This is a genomic window from Acinetobacter sp. 228 (assembly GCF_048147885.1).
On the sequence record NZ_JAYWYV010000001.1, the window covers coordinates 42,964 to 63,616 of the forward strand.

A 20,653-nucleotide genomic window follows, 5' to 3' on the forward strand; every position below is an offset into this window, starting at 1 on the left:
TTCAAATTATTTTAAAACATTCCTTAATATTGTACATCTGTTAATGAATAGTCCGTGCAGAAAAATACCGAATGAAATGTGATGAATCTCACAGAAAAATACACAGAACAAGAAATCATCAAAAAGCTAAAAAATTTAAACGGGTAATTTTTTTGCAAGTGACATTCAAAAAATCTAGCAGTAAGATATTCCCACTAAAAACATCGATGGTAAAAAAGAATGCTCACAGCTCAGGAAGCTATAGATCGTCTTAAAAAGGGTAACCAGCGCTTTGTCAATGGTGAAACGCAGCATTTAAAATTATTATCGCATCAGCAACGCGCTGAAATGGCAGAAAGTCAGGAACCATTTGCTATTGTTTTAGGATGTTCGGATTCGCGTGTCCCGGCAGAAATGGTATTTGATCAGGGGCTGGGTGATCTGTTTGTGATTCGGGTAGCAGGCAATATTGTGGCACCCTCTCAAGTCGGCAGTGTTGAGTTCGCTGCAGACAGCTTTGGCTGTCCAGTAGTTATTGTATTAGGTCATACGCATTGTGGCGCAATTCATTCTACAATTGAAGCTTTGACCAATCCGGCAACACCGCCATCTGCAAATTTGATGTCGATTGTGAACCGGGTACGTCCATCAGTTGAAATTCTGATGCAAACTGAATTAAAAGATGATTTGGACAAACTGTCCATACATGCTATTCGATCGAATGTATTTGCTTCAGTGAACCAGCTTCGTCATGGTTCCGCCGTACTGGAAAACCTGATTGCCAAAGGTAAATTACTGGTCGTGGGAGCAGAATATTCACTTGAAACAGGTGAAGTTACATTCTTTGATTTCTAATTCAGATTTTAAGATTTGAATCCATTAAAGGCGCTTTATAAAGCGCCTTTAATGTATGGATAAGCATTGTTTAACAGGATGGTTTGTGCTTTAGCATTCGGATGAACCAAATCTTTTTGCATCAGGGTTTTGTTGCCGGCCACACCCTCCAGGAAGAAAGGCAATAATTTCACCTTATATTGCTGACTGACCACTTTATAATTATTTTCAAAAGCCTTGCTATATGCCTGACCGTAGTTAGGCGGCATTTTCATACCAAATACAATAACCTTGGCTTTGGCTTTCTGGCTCTGCTGAATCAGGCTGGCTAAGTTTTTTTGAATCATTTGTGGCGGTTGTCCACGCAAGCCATCATTGCCACCTAACTCAATCACCACAAGGTCTGGACGATGCGTTTGTAGCAATTTTGGTAGTCTGGCCAGCGCTCCGCTGGTGGTTTCGCCACTGACACTTGCATTGACCACTTTATGCTGTTTCGGATACTGTTGCTCTAAACGCTTTTGTAACAAATTTACCCAGCTTTGCTGAGGCTGGATACCATATCCTGCACTTAAACTGTCACCTAAAATCATAATCGTCTTTGCTGAAACCCCAAGAGGTAACAGGCACAGACTGAGCAAAAACAAGTAAGGCAATAGCCGGGTTTTCTGATTAAGATTTTTCATATAGGACACGTATGATTCAAAGCAGCAACGATTCGACCATCATGCCACAGGCTATTATTTCTGCCCAGAAATTGACACAAAAGATACAACTTTCACAAAAACAGCTCACCATTTTTGAGAATCTTGACCTAGAAATTCGGGCTGGGGAACAGGTAGCGATTACGGGTCGTTCCGGTTCCGGAAAATCCACATTACTGGGTATTCTGGCAACACTGGATCAGGCCAGTTCAGGTCAGCTTATGGTCTGTGGTGAATTGGTGTCAAGTCTGGATGAAGAACAGCGTGCACTGGTGCGTTTGAAAAATATCGGCTTTGTATTTCAGTCTTTTCAGCTGTTGCCACATCTGACTGCACTTGAAAATGTGATGCTGCCCCTGCGCCTGCAACCCGATTTTAAATATGCAGAAGCCGAGCAAAAAGCCTTGGCACTACTGCATAAAGTAGGGCTGGATCGACAGGCGCAGCAAACCCCGAAAGTGCTGTCGGGGGGAGAGCAGCAGCGTGTGGCGATCGCCCGGGCACTGGTCAGTGAACCAAAAATCATTTTTGCCGATGAACCCACGGGTAACCTCGATGGCGAAACTGCCAAAGAAATTGAACAACTGCTATTTCAACTAAATCGGGAACTGGGAACGACCTTGGTGCTGGTGACGCATGACCGCAAACTGGCACAGCAGTGCCAGCGGCATTTTGAGCTGTTGAATGGCGAGCTGATTGAACATCCGAGTGGGGGATGAAATGAATCCATTATTTCGTCCTTTACTGACACAAAGCTTTAAAACGACCGGGATTTATCTGCTGATTATTGCCTTAACACTGGCGATCAGTACGACCACTGCGCTTAAATTTAGCAATGAGCAGATTCAAAATGCAGTCGCCTTGCAGGCAGCAGAAATGCTGGCTGCTGATCTGGTGCTTTCAGACAATGAACCTTTGCCTGAGCAGTGGCGTGATCAGGCCAGACAGCTGGACCTGAAGCAGTCAGAAGTTATTGTGTTTAGCAGCATGGCCTATACTGATGCAGAGTTTGTCATGGTCAATGTCAAAGCGATTGATCAGGCTTTTCCTTTGCGTGGTGAGCTGCGGGTGCAACCGGCCAAACGTTCAATTCAATCTGGTGAAATCTGGCTCAGTCAACGGGCCATGGATCTACTCAAGGTCAAACTGGGCGATCAGCTCCATATTGCCGATGCTGCGTTTAAAGTTACTGCAAAGATTGAACAGGACTCCAATCAGGAACTTGGATTTTCCGGCTTTTCGCCAACGGTGATTATTTCCCAAGCAGATGTAGCAAGAACCAATGCTATTCAGATGGGGAGCCGAATCGAATATCGCCTTCTCATGGCGGGCCGTCCGGACGATACCCAACAATTTGAAGCCTTATTCAAGCAGTACAAGTCAGCAAACGTCACGTCTGAAACGCCAGCGGAAGTACAGGGGCAGGAGTTTGAGGAGCAAAGCAGTCTCAAGTTACGCAATGCCAGTGAGGGTAATACCCGTTTGATGAAGCCAATTGCCAATCTGGATACATTCCTGCAACTGGCGAATATTCTGACCATTTTATTATGCGGGATTGCCATAGCCTTAACTGCACAGCGTTATGTGCAGCAGAATCAGGATCATATTGCCTTGATGCGTTGTATCGGTGCCACCAAGCAGCAGATTCTGTCAGCTTATCTGGCTTTACTCGGGATAGTGCTGCTGATTGCCATGCTGATCGGTACTGTGCTCGGGATCGGTCTGGGTTATGGATTGTTACAGTTAATGTTGCAGCTGATTCCAAATTTGCAGATTGAATTTTCTGCCATTGCAATGTTGCTTGGACCATTGCCGGTCGCGATGCTGACCAGTGCGGTGGTGCTGCTCGGTTTTGTGATGCCTAGCTTATTACAACTGCTGAATACGCCACCTATCCGGGTGATTCGCCAGCAGGAAAAATCAGTACAGTCCATGCTGTGGATGCTGCTGACCGGAACGCTCAGCCTGATTATTTTCAGTGTGATTTTGACTGAAAACCTGCTGCTGACCGCCTGGGTGATTGGCGCGATTATTGTGTTATGTGTGGTGCTGTATCTGACGGTCTGGGTGGTGTTAAAGCTGCTGCGGAATATGAAGCTAAATCTATCATCGTATGTCAGAACACCTTCACAGACTGCCTTGCAGATTACGGCTTTAGCTTTGGGTCTAAGCCTGATTACGGTGCTGGCAGTATTACGTACCGATCTGATGGATCGTTGGCAGCAACAGTTGCCGGAAGGTACACCGAACCAGTTCGTTTACGGTTTACCGCCTTTTGAGATGCCAGCCCTGAAAGCTCAACTGGAGCAGAATGGCTGGAAAAGCACGCCCCTCTATCCGAATATTCGTGGGCGTCTGGTCGCCAAAAATGATCAGCCTTTTGCCGATGAACTGCTTAAAAGCAGCAATACCTTAAAGCGTGAGCTGAATCTGACCCAGTCAAACCGCTATCCTCAGGATAATGTCATTGTTCAAGGTAAGGTAGAATTAAAACAGCCGGGTGAAGTTTCAGTCGAGGCCAATACGGCCGAAGAATTAGGCATTAAGATAGGAGATAAACTCAGTTTCAGTCTGCCTGAAGGCATACTGGAAGCTAAAGTCGTTAATCTAAGAACCGTCGAGTGGGAAAGTTTTAGTCCGAACTTTTTCTTTATTTTTGCCCCGAATAGCATGGATGCCAATGCAGGCAGTTATCTGGGCAGTTTTTATGTGCCGGAGGCAGATAAAGGCAAACTGGTGTCGGTAATCCAGCAATTTTCCAACACGGTTTTTATTGATGTCAGCCTGATTCTGGAAGAGATCAAACGCCTGGTGAATGTACTGGTGCAAATCGTGACGATTCTGGCGGTACTGGTCAGTATTTCCGGTTTTCTGGTGCTGATGGCCTGTTTGAACCTGTTAATGGATGAACGCAAACGTGAAGTGGCTTTGCTACGTTCATTTGGTAGTTCCAAGCAGAAACTGAAGACCATGATGAGTCTGGAAATTGGTTTTATCGGGCTGTTTGCCGGAATTGTTTCCTGCCTGTTTGCCGAAGTCATCAGTGCAATTGCCAGCTATAAAATGGATTTGATGATTCAGCCGCATTGGGAAATCTGGATTATCCTGCCGATTTTTATGACCGTTTTATGTATGTTAATTGGCCGTTATCGTCTGAGTTATCTGTCGGATATTCCACCTTTACAAAGCTTGCGCGAGATGAATCAGTAAGATTCATCTCTTGGGCTTTTAAAATGGTTCTGATTTAAAGTTGTAACTGCTGCTGCATGAGTTCCAGTATTTCTTGCCAGAGTGGACGAATGGGTTCAAGCAAGACTAGGTTATATTGATAAAGCAGGACACATAGGCCAAAACCGATACACAAGGCTATCAGATTGAACAGGTGGCTACGCTGCATTTTTTGACCCATATACCATAACAGGGTGAGCAAAGCACCCATCAGCATGCCGCCTATATGGGCGGCATTGTTGATTCCACTGATCATAAAGCCCAGTGCCAGGTTTAGACCCAGAACCATTACCAGGGTTTTTTTATCCAGAATAAAGCGTTGCTGGGGTAGCATCGGCAATAAGGCCAACACCGTGAGAGAAGCTCCAAGTCCCATCACAGCACCAGATGCCCCGGCACTGACTGCAGGCAATAAATCTGGATTGGCGACACCACCTTCAATCAGGCTATAGCTGTTTTGAATATTTATATAACCACTGAGCAGACTACCCATCAGACCAGCGCAGAGATATAAGCCGATAAAATACAGCCGGCCAAAAAGCTGTTCGGCCACACTACCAAAAATATACAAGGCCCACATATTCAACATCAGATGAATCAGGCCAAAATGAAAAAACATGCTGCTAAACAAGCGCATGGGTTCCGCTATATAAGTTAAAGGTGCATAATCTGCACCCCAGAGAATAGCATCTCGGGTACTCGGTTGGGTCACGTCCATGCCATGCATGACTTGCCAAACAAATAATCCCACATTGATCCCGATTAAAATGGCGGTAATCCACCAGAGATGCATTTCAAGTTTGCGATGTGCGACAGGGGGAGAGTATTCAGACATGCTATTTTTTTGCTGTGATTGTATATTTCGAATAAGCTTAACACGAAAAATTAAATTTTCAGGAGTAACGCACTGACATGAAAGCCTTTCTGATCCGCACGATGCTCGTCATCGTCAGTGTGATCCTGCTGGTTCAATTGTGGATCTTTGCCAGTCTGGCCTGGTGGCGCACCCATCCGGTAAACACCACCATGATGATGCGGATCGATTACTGGTCAGAACCTTCCAAACCGATTCAGCATCAGTGGCGGCCCTACGACGAGATCAGCCTGAATCTGAAACGTGCCATTGTCACTGCGGAAGATGGAAAATTTATTCATCACCATGGTTTTGACTGGGAGGGCATTCAACAGGCGCTGAATAAAAACCGAGATCAAGGCCGAGTCGTTGCAGGAGGTTCCACCATTTCCCAGCAACTGGCGAAAAACCTGTTCCTCGTCAATAAGCGTTCTTTTGTACGTAAAGGACAAGAAGCTGTCGCCACCTGGATGATGGAACGCATGTGGTCCAAACAGAGGATTCTGGAAGTATATATGAACTCGATCGAGTTCGGGGACAACATCTATGGAGTGGAAGCCGCGGCCAAACATTATTTTGGTAAAACCGCGCAAAGCCTGACCCAGGATCAGGCCATCTTTCTGGCTGCCATTCTCACCAATCCGAAATATTTTCAGGATCATCGTAACTCGTCTGCTTTAAATGCACGTAAGCGGATGATTAAGCGTTATATGCGTTATGCAGAATTACCTTAAGATATTATTTAGAGAGAAAGCCCAATTATTTGGGCTTTTTTTATGAAATTGTCATAAAATTGAAGCATACTTGGAACGATAAGCACAATTTTAAATCCACGTAGGTTTGATATGAATACGGCAGCCAGCAGCACTTCAGTACAGCCCGAATATACGTATAATGATCGTTATATCAATCGTGAACTGTCTATCCTGGACTTTCATTTACGCGTTCTGGAACAGGCTGTCGATCCTTTACATCCATTGCTCGAACGCATGAATTTCCTGTTGATTTTCTCGCGTAATCTGGACGAGTTTTTTGAAATTCGCGTTGCAGGTGTTTTAGAGCAGCTTGATCTGGGAAATGAAAGCCGCAGCCCAGATGGTCTCACACCCAAGCAGGTCATGGAGCAGATTTCTAAAACTGCGCATGCCGCGATTGAGCGTCAGTACCGTATTTTGAATGAAGAAATTTTGCCAAAACTGCGTGAGGAAGATATTTGTTTCCTGCGCCGTGGTGAGCTGACTCCAGCACAATCTGCCTGGGTTAAAAAATATTTTCAGGAGCAGGTGGCGCCGGTTCTCACGCCGATCAGCCTAGACCCAGCGCATCCATTCCCGCGGCTGGTGAATAAATCACTGAACTTTATTGTGACGCTGGAAGGTAAAGACGCCTTTGGTCGTCAGATTGATCTGGCCGTAGTGCCTGCACCGCGGTCATTGCCACGCGTGGTACGTTTGCCCGATGAACTGACCGATGGCAAAGAACATCATGTGATGCTGTCTGCCATTATTCACGAGCATGTCTCCGATCTGTTTCCGGGTATGACGGCGACCGGCTGTTATCAGTTCCGTGTTACCCGTAATGCCGATCTGGCCTTGAATGAAGATGTGGAAGATCTGGCCAAGGCACTCAAAGGTGAACTCAGTTCACGCCGGTTTGGTCGAGCGGTACGTCTGGAAGTCACAGAAAACTGTCCACAGCATATTTATGAATATCTGCTGAATGAATTTGATCTGGATGAGGATCAGCTTTATAAAGTTGCTGGCCCGGTCAATCTGGCACGTTTGCTGTCTAACTTTAAGCGTCCACATTTACGCTATGACTCGCATACGCCGGTTATTCCCAAAGTACTGAAAAAATCTGAAAATATTTTTAGTGCAATGCAGAAACAGGATATCTTGCTGCATCATCCGTTTGAATCTTTTGCACCGGTCATTTCATTATTACGTGAAGCGGCACGTGATCCACAAGTGTTGGCGATCAAACAGACCTTATATCGTAGCGGACCGGATTCTGAAATTGTGCAGGTCCTGGCTGAAGCTGCCCGTAATGGCAAGGAAGTCACGGCAGTGATTGAATTGCGCGCGCGTTTCGATGAGGAATCCAATATTGAAGTCGCCAATGTACTGCAGGAAGCTGGTGCAGTGGTGGTGTATGGTATTGTGGGCTACAAGACCCATGCCAAGATGATTCTGGTGGTACGCCGGGAAAATAATAAACTGGTGCGCTATGTGCATCTGGGTACCGGTAACTATCATGCCGGCAATGCGCGAATCTATACCGACTATGGTCTGTTAACTACGGATAAAGACCTGTGTGAAGATGTGCATCGGATTTTCCAGGAACTGACCGGTATGGGGAAAATGGCCAAGCTGAAAAAGCTGCTACATGCGCCGTTTACCTTGCATGCCCAGTTACTGAACTATATCGATAATGAAATTGCCTTTGCCCAGGCAGGTAAGCCGGCGCAGATTATCGTCAAAGTCAATGCCCTGACCGAAATGCAATTGATTAATAAACTTTATGAGGCCTCTCAGGCCGGGGTGCAGATTGACCTGATTATCCGTTCGATTTGCAGTTTGCGTCCGGGATTACCGGGCCTGTCTGAAAATATTCGGGTACGTTCAATTGTCGGGCGTTTTCTGGAGCATACCCGCGTGTATTATTTCAGCAATAATGGCAATGCACGGATTTACTGTTCAAGTGCCGACTGGATGGATCGTAACCTGTTTAACCGGGTCGAAGCCTGTTTCCCGATAGAAGATGAAGGCTTGAAAAAACGTATCTATCAGCAGGGTCTTTTTAATTACCTGAAAGATAACCAGCAAGCCTGGTTATTGCAAGGTGATGGAACCTGGGTGCGAGCACAGCCACAAGAAGGTGAAAAGCCGCATAATGCACAACGTGTTTTACTAGAGCTGTTTAAATAGGTTTAAGTATTTCCAGAGGCTGAAGATTCAGCCTCTTTTTTATTTTGAAAAGAGGATTTAACTGTGCTGCAGAATAGGTGCAGTAACTGAAATGATCTGATATTTATTTTAGGCTGCTGATCTTCTATCTCGGAATATTTTTACTCATATTCAATCTGAGGATTTGCTGGCTTTATTTGAGTTGGATAATGAGTTTTAGGATATAAAAAAAAGGAGCACACTTGTTGCTCCTTTTTATCATACTGGGATTAAGCGCCGTCGTGACGGGTAATCTTCTGGAAAATCTGTAACAACACATCAAACTCGCTTTGTAGCGGAGTGCTTTTACGGGTTACCAATGCCAGGGTACGACTTGGGGCTGACTCGATGGCTTTTACCTGAATCTCAGGATTAGCTTTTACCATATTGGTATGGATCGCAATTTCAGGCAACAGGGTAAAACCAAGATTGGCTGAAACCATTTCGATTAAAGTCGGCAGTGAGCTGGCTTTTAGCCGATGATCATTTTTACGCTCACCAATCGGGCAGGCACTTAAAGCATGATCACGCAGGCAATGACCTTCTTCAAGTAACATCAGGCGAGACAGGTCCAGATCTGCCAGAGAATTGGCTTGTGCCGCATGCTGATCAGATTTTTGATAAACCAGATACAGATTCTCTTTGGCAATTTCAGCGACTTTCAGACCACGGGTGTCGAAAGGCAATGCCAGGGCGACCATATCCAGATTACCGTGTTCTAGCTTTTCTACAATCTTTTCACTTTGTGCTTCATGTAGATGCAACTGAATTTTTGGTAACTGTTTATGCACTTCGTCTAGCAGCTGGGACAACAGGAAAGGAGCGATCGTTGGAATGATTCCGAGATGTAAATCACCAGTTAAGGGTTCACTCATCTCACGACTTAAACGCATTAGATCCTGAGCATCGGCCAGTAGAACACGTGCGCGAGCAACCACTTGTTCACCAAGAGGCGTTAAACGAACATTCTGACGGTCGCGTTCAACAAGTACGCCACCGAGTAAACGCTCCAGCTCCATGATGCCGCCAGACAAGGTAGACTGGGTGACGAACGAGCGGCGAGCAGCTTCTGTAAAATGCAGCGTCTCTGACAGTGTTACGAGGTATGACAGCTGTCTTAGGGATGGTAATGCAGCCATAGTGTCCTAATGTTTATGATTTAAAATGATCAGCAAATAATTCGCTAAGATATGGAATAAAATGCGGTGGGATATCATGCCCCATTCCATCAATTAATTCAAATTTAGCCCCTGAAATTGCTTTCGCAACGGCCTTGCCATGGCTAGGAGGTAGCAATCGATCTCGAGAACCATGGATCACCAGGGTATCTTGTTTGATTTGCTTGTCCAGTTGCAGCAATGAGCCTGTACATAATATTGCTAAAAACTGCTGAAGTATACCGGCAGGATAGTAACTTCGCTTATATAATTTGCGTGCGGTCTGTACTGCCTCCAGATGATTGACATAACCTGGTGAGCCAATGATCTTAAACAGTTTCAAGCTATGGTCGACAATACCATCTTCATCTGTTGAAGATGGTTTGTCAATTAAACTAAAGAGCTGCTTGGGAAAGGGTGGTGGTAACAGCGGCTGGTTATTGCTGGTAAATAATAACCCCAGTTTTTTAACTTTGTCCGGATAGCGGGCTGCCAGAATCTGCGCAATCATACCGCCCATTGAGGCACCCAGCACATAGACCTGCCCCAACTGCATTTTTTCAATCAACAGACTGACATCTTCCGCCATATCATACAGATCATAAGGTGCACCCTGATTGCCCAGACCGAGAACAAAACGGCTCATCATTTTCAGGGTGTTCAGACGTGGGCCTTTATGATGGATTTTTGAAGACAGCCCAATATCACGATTATCAAAACGAACAATATGATAACCTTTATCAATCAGGGATTTACAAAAAAAATCCGGCCAGTATAGCATTTGCCCACCCAGCCCCATAATCAGCAAAATAGTAGGATGTTCCGGATTGCCGCCAACCTCGACATGTAGCTGGATCCCATTACCAAGATCGACCTTAGTTTCATGCATGAACGGGGTATAAGGGGAAAGATTAAGCTGTTCTAAGCTGTACATGGTCGCTGTCCTGATAAAAGGATATTTTGTTTAAAAAATATCCTTGCTATTAAACCTCTAAACTGCTGCAGGAATCAAGTCAGGAACCTGCTTGGTCAAGGCCAGACGCTGTTTGGCTGCAGTGGCACCCAAAAGTACGAAACCACGTAAGGTTCCATGGGTGTCAATTGCTTTAGCCAGCATGCCATCGTCAAACTCTTCAGATTCCCAGATGACATCAACATCGACGGGTGCAGGCAATACCGTTAAAGGTGCAGCAGGCGTTTTAACTGCCACAGGCATGGCAGGATAATGTACGGCAGTGTGTTCACCGTTCAAGGTTTTTGCCAGAGCGCGAGCTTGTTGCATGATTGGCATGACATAAGGCAGTAAGATCCCATTCACTTCGGCACAGTCACCTACAGCATAAATATCGGCCTGACTGGTTTCCAGTTGTGCTGTGGTTAAAACTCCGCGACTGGTATGGATGTCTGCCTGTTTCGCCAAAGAAATATTTGGCTGTAGACCTACGGCAGACAACACCACATCTGCGACCAGAGACTGGCCATTGGCCAGCGTGACCAGATAATCACCGTTATTGGCTCGAGAAACTTTTTCGACCGTGGTGCCCAAGACAAAGTGGATGCCGGTTTCTTCAAGATTTTTCTGGAATGCTGTGGCAACATATTCCGGCAATAAACGGCCAAGCGGCTGCGGTGCCAAATCAATGACGGTAACCTGATGATCGGTATTTTGAAGGTCGTTGGCAAATTCACAGCCAATCAGACCGGCACCTAAAATCACTACACGCTTATCTTCACGTGCCGCCAGATTATTACGGAAAGCTTTATAGTCATTTAAATTGTTGACGACATGAATATCATCGCTGGCGTCCCCGGCAATGGCCAGACGTACCGGATTGGCACCGACTGCCAAGACCAGCTTGCTATAAGGTTGCGTGCGTTCCTGACCATCTTTTTCAAGAATCAGCTGATGATCTTCCGGATGAATCGCTTTGACCCAGGTGTGCTGTTCAATGTGCATATTCAGCTGTGCTGACATTTTAGCTGCATCGCCCAGTGGAATCTGTTCAGGTGCTTTATTGCCGGCCAGAGCATTGGAAAGCGTCGGTTTGGCATAATTGACCGCATCATCGGCACAAATCATTAGCAGTTCATGCTCGGGATTCAGCTTGCGAAATTCACGTGCTACGGCATAACCCGCCATACCTGAACCAATAATGACGATAGGATGTATAGTTGTTTCCATATGGTAGAGCTCCATGCTGTATAAATGATAGAAAGGCATAAAAAAAGACCATATAGATATGGCCTTTAACTGGGCGTCATTAGACTTCGATCATCTCGAAATCGACTTTAGACACGCCACAATCTGGACAGGTCCAGTCATCCGGAATATCTTCCCACTTGGTTCCTGCTACGATTCCGTCTTGAGGCCAGCCTTCTGCCTCATCATAAATCCATCCACATACGATGCATTGAAACTTTCTCATGTAACTCTCCAAAACTAAGCAATTCTAGGCGTCAGCTTAAAATCCATAAAATAGCAAGACTCTAAAAGAATATAACTTTTTAACAGTGAACATATTTGGCTAAATTTTTACGCAGTTCTGTTCAGAAAGTAAAGTGAATAAAAGCTTAATCAGCGAAATTAGCAGCAGAATAGAGCTCGCATTCCTTATTTATCAGAAAACTACTTTCATCTGCTTTACTGCTGTAGGCGGTTGAAGACACCAATCTGATTATGAATAAAAATTACAGTTTTCTGGTGTGACCGACCAAAGTCTTGCAGTAAAAATTCTCCTTTTCAGGTAATTTAAAATAGCTAAAGTCTGGATTAAATATTTTTTAAAATAAATGAATTAAATAAAATCAAATAGTTGTTATTAAGTAACGGGTTTTTATTATACAGCTTGGCTTGTCCACGTACCTCAAATAAGTTTAAAATTCTTATATTCCTTTTCTTTTTTAAGATCTCCCATGAGCAATTTGTCTACTTCTTTGTGGTCTCACATTCGTACGGTCCAAGATTTTCCAAAACCTGGAATTTGCTTCTATGATTTGACACCACTTTTCATGAGCAATATTGGTCCATTGACTGATGCCTTGATTGCTAGCATTCCTGCTGACAAATTGGCAGAAGTAGAAAGCTTTATTGCGGTTGAAGCACGTGGTTTTGTCTTGGCAAGTTTGTTAGCGCAACGTACAGGTAAAGGCTTATTGCTGGTTCGTAAAGCAGGGAAATTACCACCTCCAGTGGTCGGTGTCGGTTATAGCCTGGAATATGGGCTGGATCGGTTAGAAATGTCTGCGGAAGTTCAATCCCAAAAAGTAATTATTGTGGATGACGTTCTGGCAACTGGTGGAACTCTAAAAGCGGTTCATGAACTGGCTCAAAAATGCCAGCATGAAGTTCTAGGTGCAAGTATCTTCCTTGATCTTCCTGACCTGCATATGGAATTAGGCATGGAGATCTGGTCAGTACTGGATGATAAATCCCAGCCTGAAGCTGCAGTAGCCTAAGCTTAAAGCATATAAAGAAGCCCCGGATATTGGGGCTTTTTTATTGTCGGATAAAATGATATTCGATTTCCTGAATCAGCTCGTTCACCTGTTCCGGGTGCTCCAGACGATGATGTCCGCCATCAATAGCATGAATCTGCATATAATCTTCCAGCTGAGCTTGTACAGCATGCATATCCAGAATTTCATCGCCTAATTCCAGATAAGCCATTTGCGGAATATCGTGCTGCAAATCACTGTCGCAAATTGCAGGATAGTCATCACGAAAATTGGGTTGCAGACTGGGATTTGCAATGACGCATGGAATCTGATGGGCATGGGACATTTTCAATGCCCAATAGCCGCCCAGACTGTGTCCGACCAGAATATCCGGTTTGATGGTTTCAATCGTCTCGTGATAAAACTCGGCAACCGAACTATAGCTCAGATTTCGGTAATCGACATCGATACAGTATTTAGGGGCTATATCGATGGCATGGAACTTGGTGGATTCTTTCGAGGAATCTAAGCCATGTAAAAACAAAATCTTAGACATAGTTTATTACTCATTTTTATGAGACATGCCATATTGCTTATTTGTGGATGGGCATGCCTTCTTCAATCTGAACATCATTGTAGAACGTCTAGCTGTACAAGACAGTTAGCTATTGGTCTAAGCCGCCGTTTCACATTCCAATAATTTTATGTAAAACCTCTTTGCTTTGGACTTTAATCGTAGTTGAGAGCAGCCGAATGCTGCAAAAAATTGGGCAAAAGAAATTTAACAGGGTGGCAGATGGACGCAACTGAATTGCAAAAAGAAGGGGATAGTAGATATTTCCAAAGAAAAGCCGGTTCGTGGAAGGGTTTGCGCTACGATTTGGGAACGATTTCTGCTATTCTATGCAACTTCTATTTTTTAACTAATCTTATTCGAGGCAGAGATGACGCAAACTAACGCTCAATCGACTTCTGAACAAATCATTTCCGAAAACGATTTAATTGCACAGCGTCATGCCAAGTTAAAGCAAATCGAAGCTCAGGCACAAGAAACAGGTAAGAGCCCATGGCCGAATACCTTTAAGCGTGAGCATTATGCCCAGGATTTACAAGACCAGTTCGCTGATAAATCTAAAGAAGAAATTGAAGCAGGCGAAAAGGTCTACGTTAAAGTTGCCGGTCGTGTGATGTTGAACCGTGGTTCATTTATCGTGATCCAGGACATGACAGGTCGTATCCAGCTTTATGTTGCGCGTAAAGAACTCCCAGAAGATGTACTTGCTACCATTAAAGGTCTGGACCTAGGCGATATCATCGCAGTGGAAGGTTATATCGGTCGTTCCGGTAAAGGCGATCTGTATGTACATATCGAGCATTTTGAATTATTGACTAAATCATTGCGTCCGCTTCCAGACAAGTTCCATGGCCTGAACGATACTGAAGTAAAGTATCGTAAACGTTATCTTGATCTAATCGTCAATGAAGAAACGCGTAAGACTTTTGAAATTCGTGCCAAAGTTGTGGCAGGTATCCGTGCCTTCCTGACTGAAAAACGCTATATGGAAGTTGAAACGCCAATGATGCATGTGATTCCAGGCGGTGCATCTGCGCGTCCTTTCGAAACACATCATAATGCATTAGATATGCCATTGTTCTTGCGTATTGCGCCAGAGCTTTATTTAAAACGTTTGGTAGTCGGTGGTTTTGAACGTGTGTTTGAAATTAACCGTAACTTCCGTAACGAAGGTGTTTCTACCCGTCATAACCCTGAATTCACCATGATTGAATTCTATCAGGCTTATGCGGATTACAAAGACTTGATGGAATTGACCGAGCAAATGCTAGAGCGTCTGGCGATTGATATCTTGGGCACCACTGACGTGCCTTATGGTGATGAAGTGTATAGCTTCAAAGGTCCATTCAAGAAAATTTCAATGTTCGATGCGATTCTTGAAAATAACCCACAATTTACTCCTGAAAATGTCAATGACCGTGAGTTCCTGGCAAAATTCCTTCAGGAAGAATTGAAAGAGCAGGTGAAGCCAGGTTTTGGTCTGGGCAAACTGCAAACGATGGTATTTGAAGAAACCGTAGAAACCAAATTGCGTCAGCCAACGTTCATTACAGAATATCCAGCGGAAACCTCTCCATTGGCGCGCCGTAATGATCATAATCCGCACATTACTGACCGTTTTGAATTCTTCATCGGTGGCCGTGAGTTGGCCAATGGCTTCTCGGAATTGAATGATCCAATCGATCAGGCTGAACGTTTCCAGGCACAGGTTGCTGAAAAAGATGCTGGTGATGATGAAGCCATGCATTACGATGCAGACTTTGTCGAAGCACTGGAATACGGTCTTCCTCCAACAGCAGGTGAGGGCATCGGTATTGACCGTCTGGTGATGATTTTTGCCAATGCAGCAAGTATCCGTGATGTAATCCTGTTCCCGCATATGCGTCATAAAAATGCTTAAGTGCTGAATACAAAATAACCCACCATCGTGTGGGTTATTTTTTTATAGAAATATTTGAAAAATGATTAAAAAATAAACAATTTAGTTATTGAAAATTAATATGAACATGATTAGGGTAGAATAAAAATAATAATGAAAAATTAGTTTATGTTGTTTAAAAAAAAATTATTAAAAATATTGCTGAGTACATTTACTTTTCCTGCTTTTGCTCAGGGCTTGGTTCTAAATGATGCAAATTTGCGTACTGACCTGAACTGGTTAAATCAGTACCTCAACCTGGCCGCTTAGTGGGGATGAAATTCAACGAGCCTTATCAAATTGCGCAGATCAGTAATACTGTACAGCAGCGTGTAATCGATTCGGTTCTCTCTAAACTAAAGGTAGATAATCAACAGCTAAAATTAGGTTTGTTTGAAGAAACGGATAAAAAAAATATTCCACAGGCTTTCGGGGATCAGCAAAAAGCACAATATCAGGCAGCTTTAGAGTTTAATGCTGGCAATGCGAATTGGGATGCCAAAATCAGGGTGAATGCTGAAAAAGATCCACAAATTGATAATGATCAGAATGTAAATCTTGAAGGCTCTTATCTAGCAGGGAAACTTTGGAATCAATGGCTGATTGGTGGTCAGATTCCAACTTACTGGGGCCCAGGCCATGATGGCAGCTTGATTCGTGGTGATGCTAGTCGTCCGGTCTATGGCTTTACAGTTCAACGTGCAGAACAGACAGCATTTGAAAATAAATGGTTTTCTTGGATTGGGTCGTGGCAGTATCAGGCTTTTGCAGGTCAACTCGATGACTATAACGCAGTTCCAGACGCCAAATTGATTGGTTTGCGTGTTACAGCACAGCCTTTACCTTATTTAGAGCTCGGTGCCTCGCGTGCGATTCAGTGGGGGGGGAGGGTCGACCTGAAAGTTTAAGTTCGCTATGGGATGCTTTTGTAGGCAGTAAAGATAATGGGGGTACAGGTGAACCTGACCCGTCTAACCAGATTGCCGGCTTCGATGTGCGGTTAAATTTATTTTCTCTTACCCAAATTCCGGTAGGTCTATATGCTCAATATGTGGGAGAGGACGAGGCTGGCGGCTTACCTGCAAAAAAAATGTATTTGGCTGGAATCGACTATTCTGCTAGTTTGAAAAATATGCCATACCAAGTTTATGCAGAATGGGCAGATACGCGGACTAATGGTAAGGTTCAAGGGATTTCTTATAATCATACGAATTATACAGATGGTTTTTATCAGCATGGTTATCCTCTGGCACATGCTCTGGGGGGAGATGCGCAGATGATTTCCGTGGGTGGGGATATTCGTATTGATTTTATGAACCGCTTATCAGGTCGTATACTTTTGGCTGAGGTGAATCAATCAGAACGTGCTGCTGTTAATAATGCTGCTTTTGCTTTTAATGATGAGATTAAAGCATTGGATTTGAACTGGTCGCATTATATCCGTCCCGACATGCCACTCAAATTCAATGTCTGGGTGAGTAATTCCGAGGTGAATGGCCAAGATGGGGGAGCCTCACTTGGAATCGAAATTCCTTTAGAGAAAGGGCTGTTTAAATACTAATTTTAGATACTGAAAAGTCCTGCGACTGAGTAGGCTTTTTTATTTTTATAGGTTTACTAAATTCAAGACAAAAAAAACGCAATGATTGGGGTTGTCATTGCGTAGAAAAAGGAACGTCTTTCAAACTACTTCATTAACTGTGGAGAGAGTTAAATCTGATTCCTTACTGAATATGATCATAATAGGATGCATTCTCATATGACTCATCAGTATTCATGTTAATACATGTTAAATAAGGTTAAAACTATGGAGATTATGTGGGGATATTTGCATTATTACTGCGCATTTTCAGCTTAAATAAAAAAGCTCTTCATCAGAAGAGCTTTTAAAAGCAATTTTTTATATTTAAAAATGGAATACGCCGAGACCAGATTTAACTTCATCCAGTGTTGCTTGGGTAATATCGCGACATTTATCAGTTCCGGTTTTCAGAATGTCCATGATGTAGTCTGGATCTTTAGCCAGTTCAATACGACGCTCACGAATTGGACCAATCAATTCTTTAAGAATGCCTTCCAGACGTTTTTTTACCGTACCATCACCTAAACCGCCACGACGATAATGGGCTTTGAGTTCTTCCAGCTCTTCTTTATTTGGATCAAAAGCATCTAGATAAGTAAATACTACATTGCCTTCTACCTGCCCCGGATCTTCAATGCGCAGATGATTCGGATCGGTATACATGGCGTTTACCGCTTTCTTGATATCTTTATCTGTCGCATCCAGCACAATGGTATTACCCAAAGATTTCGACATTTTTGCTTTACCATCGAAACCAGGTAGGCGCCCAACATTGGAAAGAAGTGCCTTACATTCTGGTAACAGGTCATGACCAATTTGACGGTTTAAACGACGTACAATTTCGTTGGTCTGTTCGATCATTGGAATCTGATCTTCACCCACAGGAACCACAGTGGCCTTGAAGGCTGTGATGTCAGCAGCCTGAGCCACTGGATAGCACAAGAAGCCAGCTGGAATATCACGTTCGAAACCACGCATCTGGATTTCAGACTTGATGGTCGGGTTACGCTCAAGACGTGAAACCGTCACGAAGTTGAGGTAAAGCATGGTCAATTCATTCAGTGCAGGAAGGCAAGACTGAACACAAATTGTGGTTTTAGTCGGGTCAATACCCACAGCCAGATAATCCGTTGCCACTTCAATAATGTTACGGCGTACCTTTTCAAAATTGTCCGCGTTATCGGTTAAGGCTTGAGCATCCGCAAGTAACAGGTGTTGATGATGGGAATCCTGCAGACCTACACGAGAGCGTAATGAACCTACAAAGTGGCCGAGGTGGAGTTGTCCGGTAGGACGGTCGCCCGTCAAGATCACTGGACGATTATCTTGATTACTCATTATCTATTCCAAAGGGTAGTCAGTACTACAGCTGTATTTTAACGAATGGCAACATTGTACGGCATTCTGTTTTTGATTGTCAGCCAGAAAAAAAGCTGTAGTAAAAAAATCTTATAAATTAAACAAGTGAATACAATATTTTTAAGAATTTTGATTAAAATAAGCTGAAATACGATAAGGATAATAAGTATGGCGAGCAGTTTATTACTATTATTAGATGATATTGCTACTGTTCTGGATGATGTCGCTGTCATGAGCAAAATGGCAGCAAAAAAAACAGCAGGCGTCCTCGGTGATGATCTGGCATTGAATGCCCAGCAAGTCAGTGGTGTACGCTCCGAGCGTGAACTGCCTGTCGTGTGGGGAGTCGCCAAAGGATCTTTTGTTAACAAGCTGATTCTTGTTCCTCTAGCCTTACTGATTAGTGTCGTCGCTCCATGGCTTATCAATCCTCTGCTGATGATTGGTGGCTTGTTTCTGTGTTATGAAGGTGTGGAAAAAGTACTGCATAGCCTGAAGCATAAAAAAGTTAAAACTGAAGAAGCAGCTGAAATCGAATTCAATACAATTGAAACCGATTTAGCCCAATTTGAAAAAGAAAAAATTAAAGGTGCAATCCGGACCGATTTTATTCTGTCGGCTGAAATTGTGGTGATTTCATTAGGCACAGTAGCAACAGCAGCTTTTGGTACTAAAGTCATGGTACTTTCACTGATTGCTATTGTAATGACCGTTGGTGTGTATGGATTTGTAGCCATGATTGTCAAAATTGATGATCTGGGACTGTATCTTACTGAGCAGGCATCGAGTTTCAAGCAGAGCATTGGACGTGGCTTGCTGGCTTTCGCTCCAAAATTAATGAAAACACTGACCATTGTGGGAACACTTGCCATGTTTTTGGTGGGCGGCGGGATTATTGCCCATACTATTCCGTGGTTTCATCATTTAACTGAAGATTCTGTTGATCATATACAGCATATTCCAAATGTTGGAAATATTATTGGTGCGGTTACTCCCACTTTAATTAATCTGGTCATTGGTTTTGTTGCGGGCCTCGTGGTATTGCTTGTAGTCGCAATGATCCAAAAGATCTGGCCTAAATCATCAAAAGCTTAAGATGCAGAAATATCTGGAAATTGAGCAGATTAAAAGAAGGAAAAGGCTATGCGTTGGAAAGGTCGTCGTGTCAGTAGCAATGTAGAAGACCGTCGCGGTGGCGGTGCCAAAGCTGGCGGAATCAGTATTATCGGGTTAATTGTCGCCTTTGTGGCCTGGAAGTTTTTTGGCGTTGATCCACAACAAACCTATCAAACCACCAAACAGGTAACTCAGGGTATCTCGGGTGCAACAGAAACCCGTGGCCTGGAAAATCCCACTCCGGAACAGCAGGAATCGATTGAGTTTGTCGGAACCGTATTGGCGGATACTGAAGATACCTGGAATCAGGTGTTCCAGCAGCAGTTAAACCAGCAGTATGTTCCTCCGAAACTGGTGCTGTTTAATGGCATCGTGAATTCGGGTTGTGGTACGGCTCAGGCGGCGATGGGACCTTTCTACTGTCCGGCAGACCAGAAAGTCTATATTGATACTGCATTCTTTAAAGATATGCGTACCCAGATGGGCATTAGCGGAGAACAGAATGCCACCGAACTCTCGCGCAATGATCAGGCTGGAGACTTTGCCTTGGCCTATGTTGTGGCCCATGAAGTGGGCCATCATATCCAGACGATTTTAGGTATTTCTTCCCAGGTACAACAGGCACGCCAGCAGGCAAGTGAAGTACAGAGTAACCAGCTTTCAGTACGTCAGGAATTACAGGCAGACTGTCTGGCCGGCGTCTGGGCCTACCATAATCATCAGCGGACCCAGTTTCTGGAACAGGGTGATGTGCAGGAAGCCATGGATGCTGCACATAAAATTGGTGATGACTATTTACAGAAACGTGCTCGCGGACAGGTGGTACCGGACAGCTTTACTCATGGCAGCAGCGCACAGCGAGTACATTGGTTTAATACAGGCTTGCAATCCGGTCAGATTGCGAATTGCGATACCTTTAATCAAAATATTTAGCTCATTTGCTTATAAAAAAGGAGCTTTAGGCTCCTT

At 44.0% G+C, this 20,653-nt stretch carries 17 protein-coding genes and 1 pseudogene; 10 read left to right on the forward strand and 8 right to left on the reverse strand.

Going from position 1 to position 20,653, the window contains the following annotated elements; all coding sequences use genetic code 11:
- Window positions 1–219 precede the first annotated feature (219 nt).
- Complete coding sequence (locus tag VXQ92_RS00180; protein WP_064095675.1) at window positions 220–834, forward strand: carbonic anhydrase; 615 nt, start codon at window positions 220–222, stop codon at window positions 832–834.
- A gap of 35 nt (window positions 835–869) precedes the next feature.
- Here the strand turns inward: VXQ92_RS00180 and VXQ92_RS00185 are convergent, their stop codons facing one another.
- The gene (locus tag VXQ92_RS00185; protein WP_416679853.1) at window positions 870–1,499 is read right to left on the reverse strand and encodes an arylesterase; all 630 of its coding nucleotides are present in this window, start codon (window positions 1,497–1,499) and stop codon (window positions 870–872) included.
- An 11-nt stretch (window positions 1,500–1,510) separates the two neighbouring features.
- Here VXQ92_RS00185 and VXQ92_RS00190 point away from each other — a divergent pair, with 11 nt between their 5' ends.
- Complete coding sequence (locus tag VXQ92_RS00190; RefSeq protein ID WP_191730437.1) at window positions 1,511–2,236, forward strand: ABC transporter ATP-binding protein; 726 nt, start codon at window positions 1,511–1,513, stop codon at window positions 2,234–2,236.
- A 1-nt stretch (window position 2,237) separates the two neighbouring features.
- On the forward strand, window positions 2,238–4,727 hold the full coding sequence (locus VXQ92_RS00195) for an ABC transporter permease (RefSeq protein ID WP_416679854.1): 2,490 nt from the start codon (window positions 2,238–2,240) through the stop codon (window positions 4,725–4,727).
- Between the two features lie 34 nt (window positions 4,728–4,761).
- Here the strand turns inward: VXQ92_RS00195 and VXQ92_RS00200 are convergent, their stop codons facing one another.
- Entirely contained in the window at window positions 4,762–5,580 is an 819-nt protein-coding gene (locus tag VXQ92_RS00200) for a rhomboid family intramembrane serine protease (RefSeq protein ID WP_416679855.1), read from the reverse strand.
- Window positions 5,581–5,657: 77 nt separating this feature from the next.
- Between VXQ92_RS00200 and mtgA the strand changes: the two genes are divergently transcribed.
- Together mtgA and ppk1 are read left to right on the forward strand one after the other, a co-directional pair.
- Complete coding sequence (mtgA, locus tag VXQ92_RS00205) at window positions 5,658–6,332, forward strand: monofunctional biosynthetic peptidoglycan transglycosylase (RefSeq protein WP_064095671.1); 675 nt, start codon at window positions 5,658–5,660, stop codon at window positions 6,330–6,332.
- 111 nt (window positions 6,333–6,443) lie between these two features.
- Window positions 6,444–8,525 carry a polyphosphate kinase 1 gene (gene ppk1, locus VXQ92_RS00210; protein ID WP_144725197.1) on the forward strand — a complete coding sequence of 694 codons (2,082 nt, stop codon included), beginning with the start codon at window positions 6,444–6,446 and terminating at the stop codon, window positions 8,523–8,525.
- Between the two features lie 248 nt (window positions 8,526–8,773).
- On the opposite strand, the gene oxyR is transcribed toward ppk1, so the two are convergent.
- The 4 genes from oxyR to rubA all read right to left on the reverse strand — a co-directional run bounded on the left by oxyR (window position 8,774) and on the right by rubA (window position 12,126).
- Entirely contained in the window at window positions 8,774–9,682 is a 909-nt protein-coding gene (gene oxyR / locus VXQ92_RS00215) for a LysR family transcriptional regulator OxyR (protein ID WP_064095669.1), read from the reverse strand.
- Window positions 9,683–9,695: 13 nt separating this feature from the next.
- Window positions 9,696–10,634 carry an esterase EstB gene (gene estB / locus VXQ92_RS00220; protein ID WP_064101494.1) on the reverse strand — a complete coding sequence of 313 codons (939 nt, stop codon included), beginning with the start codon at window positions 10,632–10,634 and terminating at the stop codon, window positions 9,696–9,698.
- Window positions 10,635–10,691: 57 nt separating this feature from the next.
- Entirely contained in the window at window positions 10,692–11,870 is a 1,179-nt protein-coding gene (rubB, locus tag VXQ92_RS00225; protein ID WP_416680032.1) for a rubredoxin reductase RubB, read from the reverse strand.
- Between the two features lie 91 nt (window positions 11,871–11,961).
- The gene (gene rubA, locus VXQ92_RS00230) at window positions 11,962–12,126 is read right to left on the reverse strand and encodes a rubredoxin RubA (RefSeq protein ID WP_004279415.1); all 165 of its coding nucleotides are present in this window, start codon (window positions 12,124–12,126) and stop codon (window positions 11,962–11,964) included.
- Window positions 12,127–12,613: 487 nt separating this feature from the next.
- On the opposite strand from rubA, the gene VXQ92_RS00235 reads away from it, so the two are divergent.
- Complete coding sequence (locus VXQ92_RS00235) at window positions 12,614–13,156, forward strand: adenine phosphoribosyltransferase (protein WP_064095666.1); 543 nt, start codon at window positions 12,614–12,616, stop codon at window positions 13,154–13,156.
- A gap of 40 nt (window positions 13,157–13,196) precedes the next feature.
- On the opposite strand, the gene VXQ92_RS00240 is transcribed toward VXQ92_RS00235, so the two are convergent.
- Window positions 13,197–13,691 carry a YqiA/YcfP family alpha/beta fold hydrolase gene (locus VXQ92_RS00240; protein ID WP_064095665.1) on the reverse strand — a complete coding sequence of 165 codons (495 nt, stop codon included), beginning with the start codon at window positions 13,689–13,691 and terminating at the stop codon, window positions 13,197–13,199.
- A 388-nt stretch (window positions 13,692–14,079) separates the two neighbouring features.
- Between VXQ92_RS00240 and lysS the strand changes: the two genes are divergently transcribed.
- On the forward strand, window positions 14,080–15,609 hold the full coding sequence (gene lysS, locus VXQ92_RS00245; protein WP_064095664.1) for a lysine--tRNA ligase: 1,530 nt from the start codon (window positions 14,080–14,082) through the stop codon (window positions 15,607–15,609).
- 147 nt (window positions 15,610–15,756) lie between these two features.
- A pseudogene (locus tag VXQ92_RS00250) lies at window positions 15,757–17,188 on the forward strand (capsule assembly Wzi family protein).
- 345 nt (window positions 17,189–17,533) lie between these two features.
- Here VXQ92_RS00250 and trpS read toward each other — a convergent pair.
- Window positions 17,534–18,547: a tryptophan--tRNA ligase gene (gene trpS / locus VXQ92_RS00255; protein ID WP_064095663.1), complete on the reverse strand. Its 1,014-nt coding sequence runs from the start codon at window positions 18,545–18,547 to the stop codon at window positions 17,534–17,536.
- 189 nt (window positions 18,548–18,736) lie between these two features.
- Here trpS and VXQ92_RS00260 point away from each other — a divergent pair, with 189 nt between their 5' ends.
- Both VXQ92_RS00260 and VXQ92_RS00265 read left to right on the forward strand, forming a co-directional pair.
- Entirely contained in the window at window positions 18,737–19,663 is a 927-nt protein-coding gene (locus tag VXQ92_RS00260) for a DUF808 domain-containing protein (RefSeq protein ID WP_064101493.1), read from the forward strand.
- Window positions 19,664–19,711: 48 nt separating this feature from the next.
- Complete coding sequence (locus tag VXQ92_RS00265; RefSeq protein WP_064101492.1) at window positions 19,712–20,617, forward strand: neutral zinc metallopeptidase; 906 nt, start codon at window positions 19,712–19,714, stop codon at window positions 20,615–20,617.
- The last annotated feature ends 36 nt before the right edge of the window (window positions 20,618–20,653 follow it).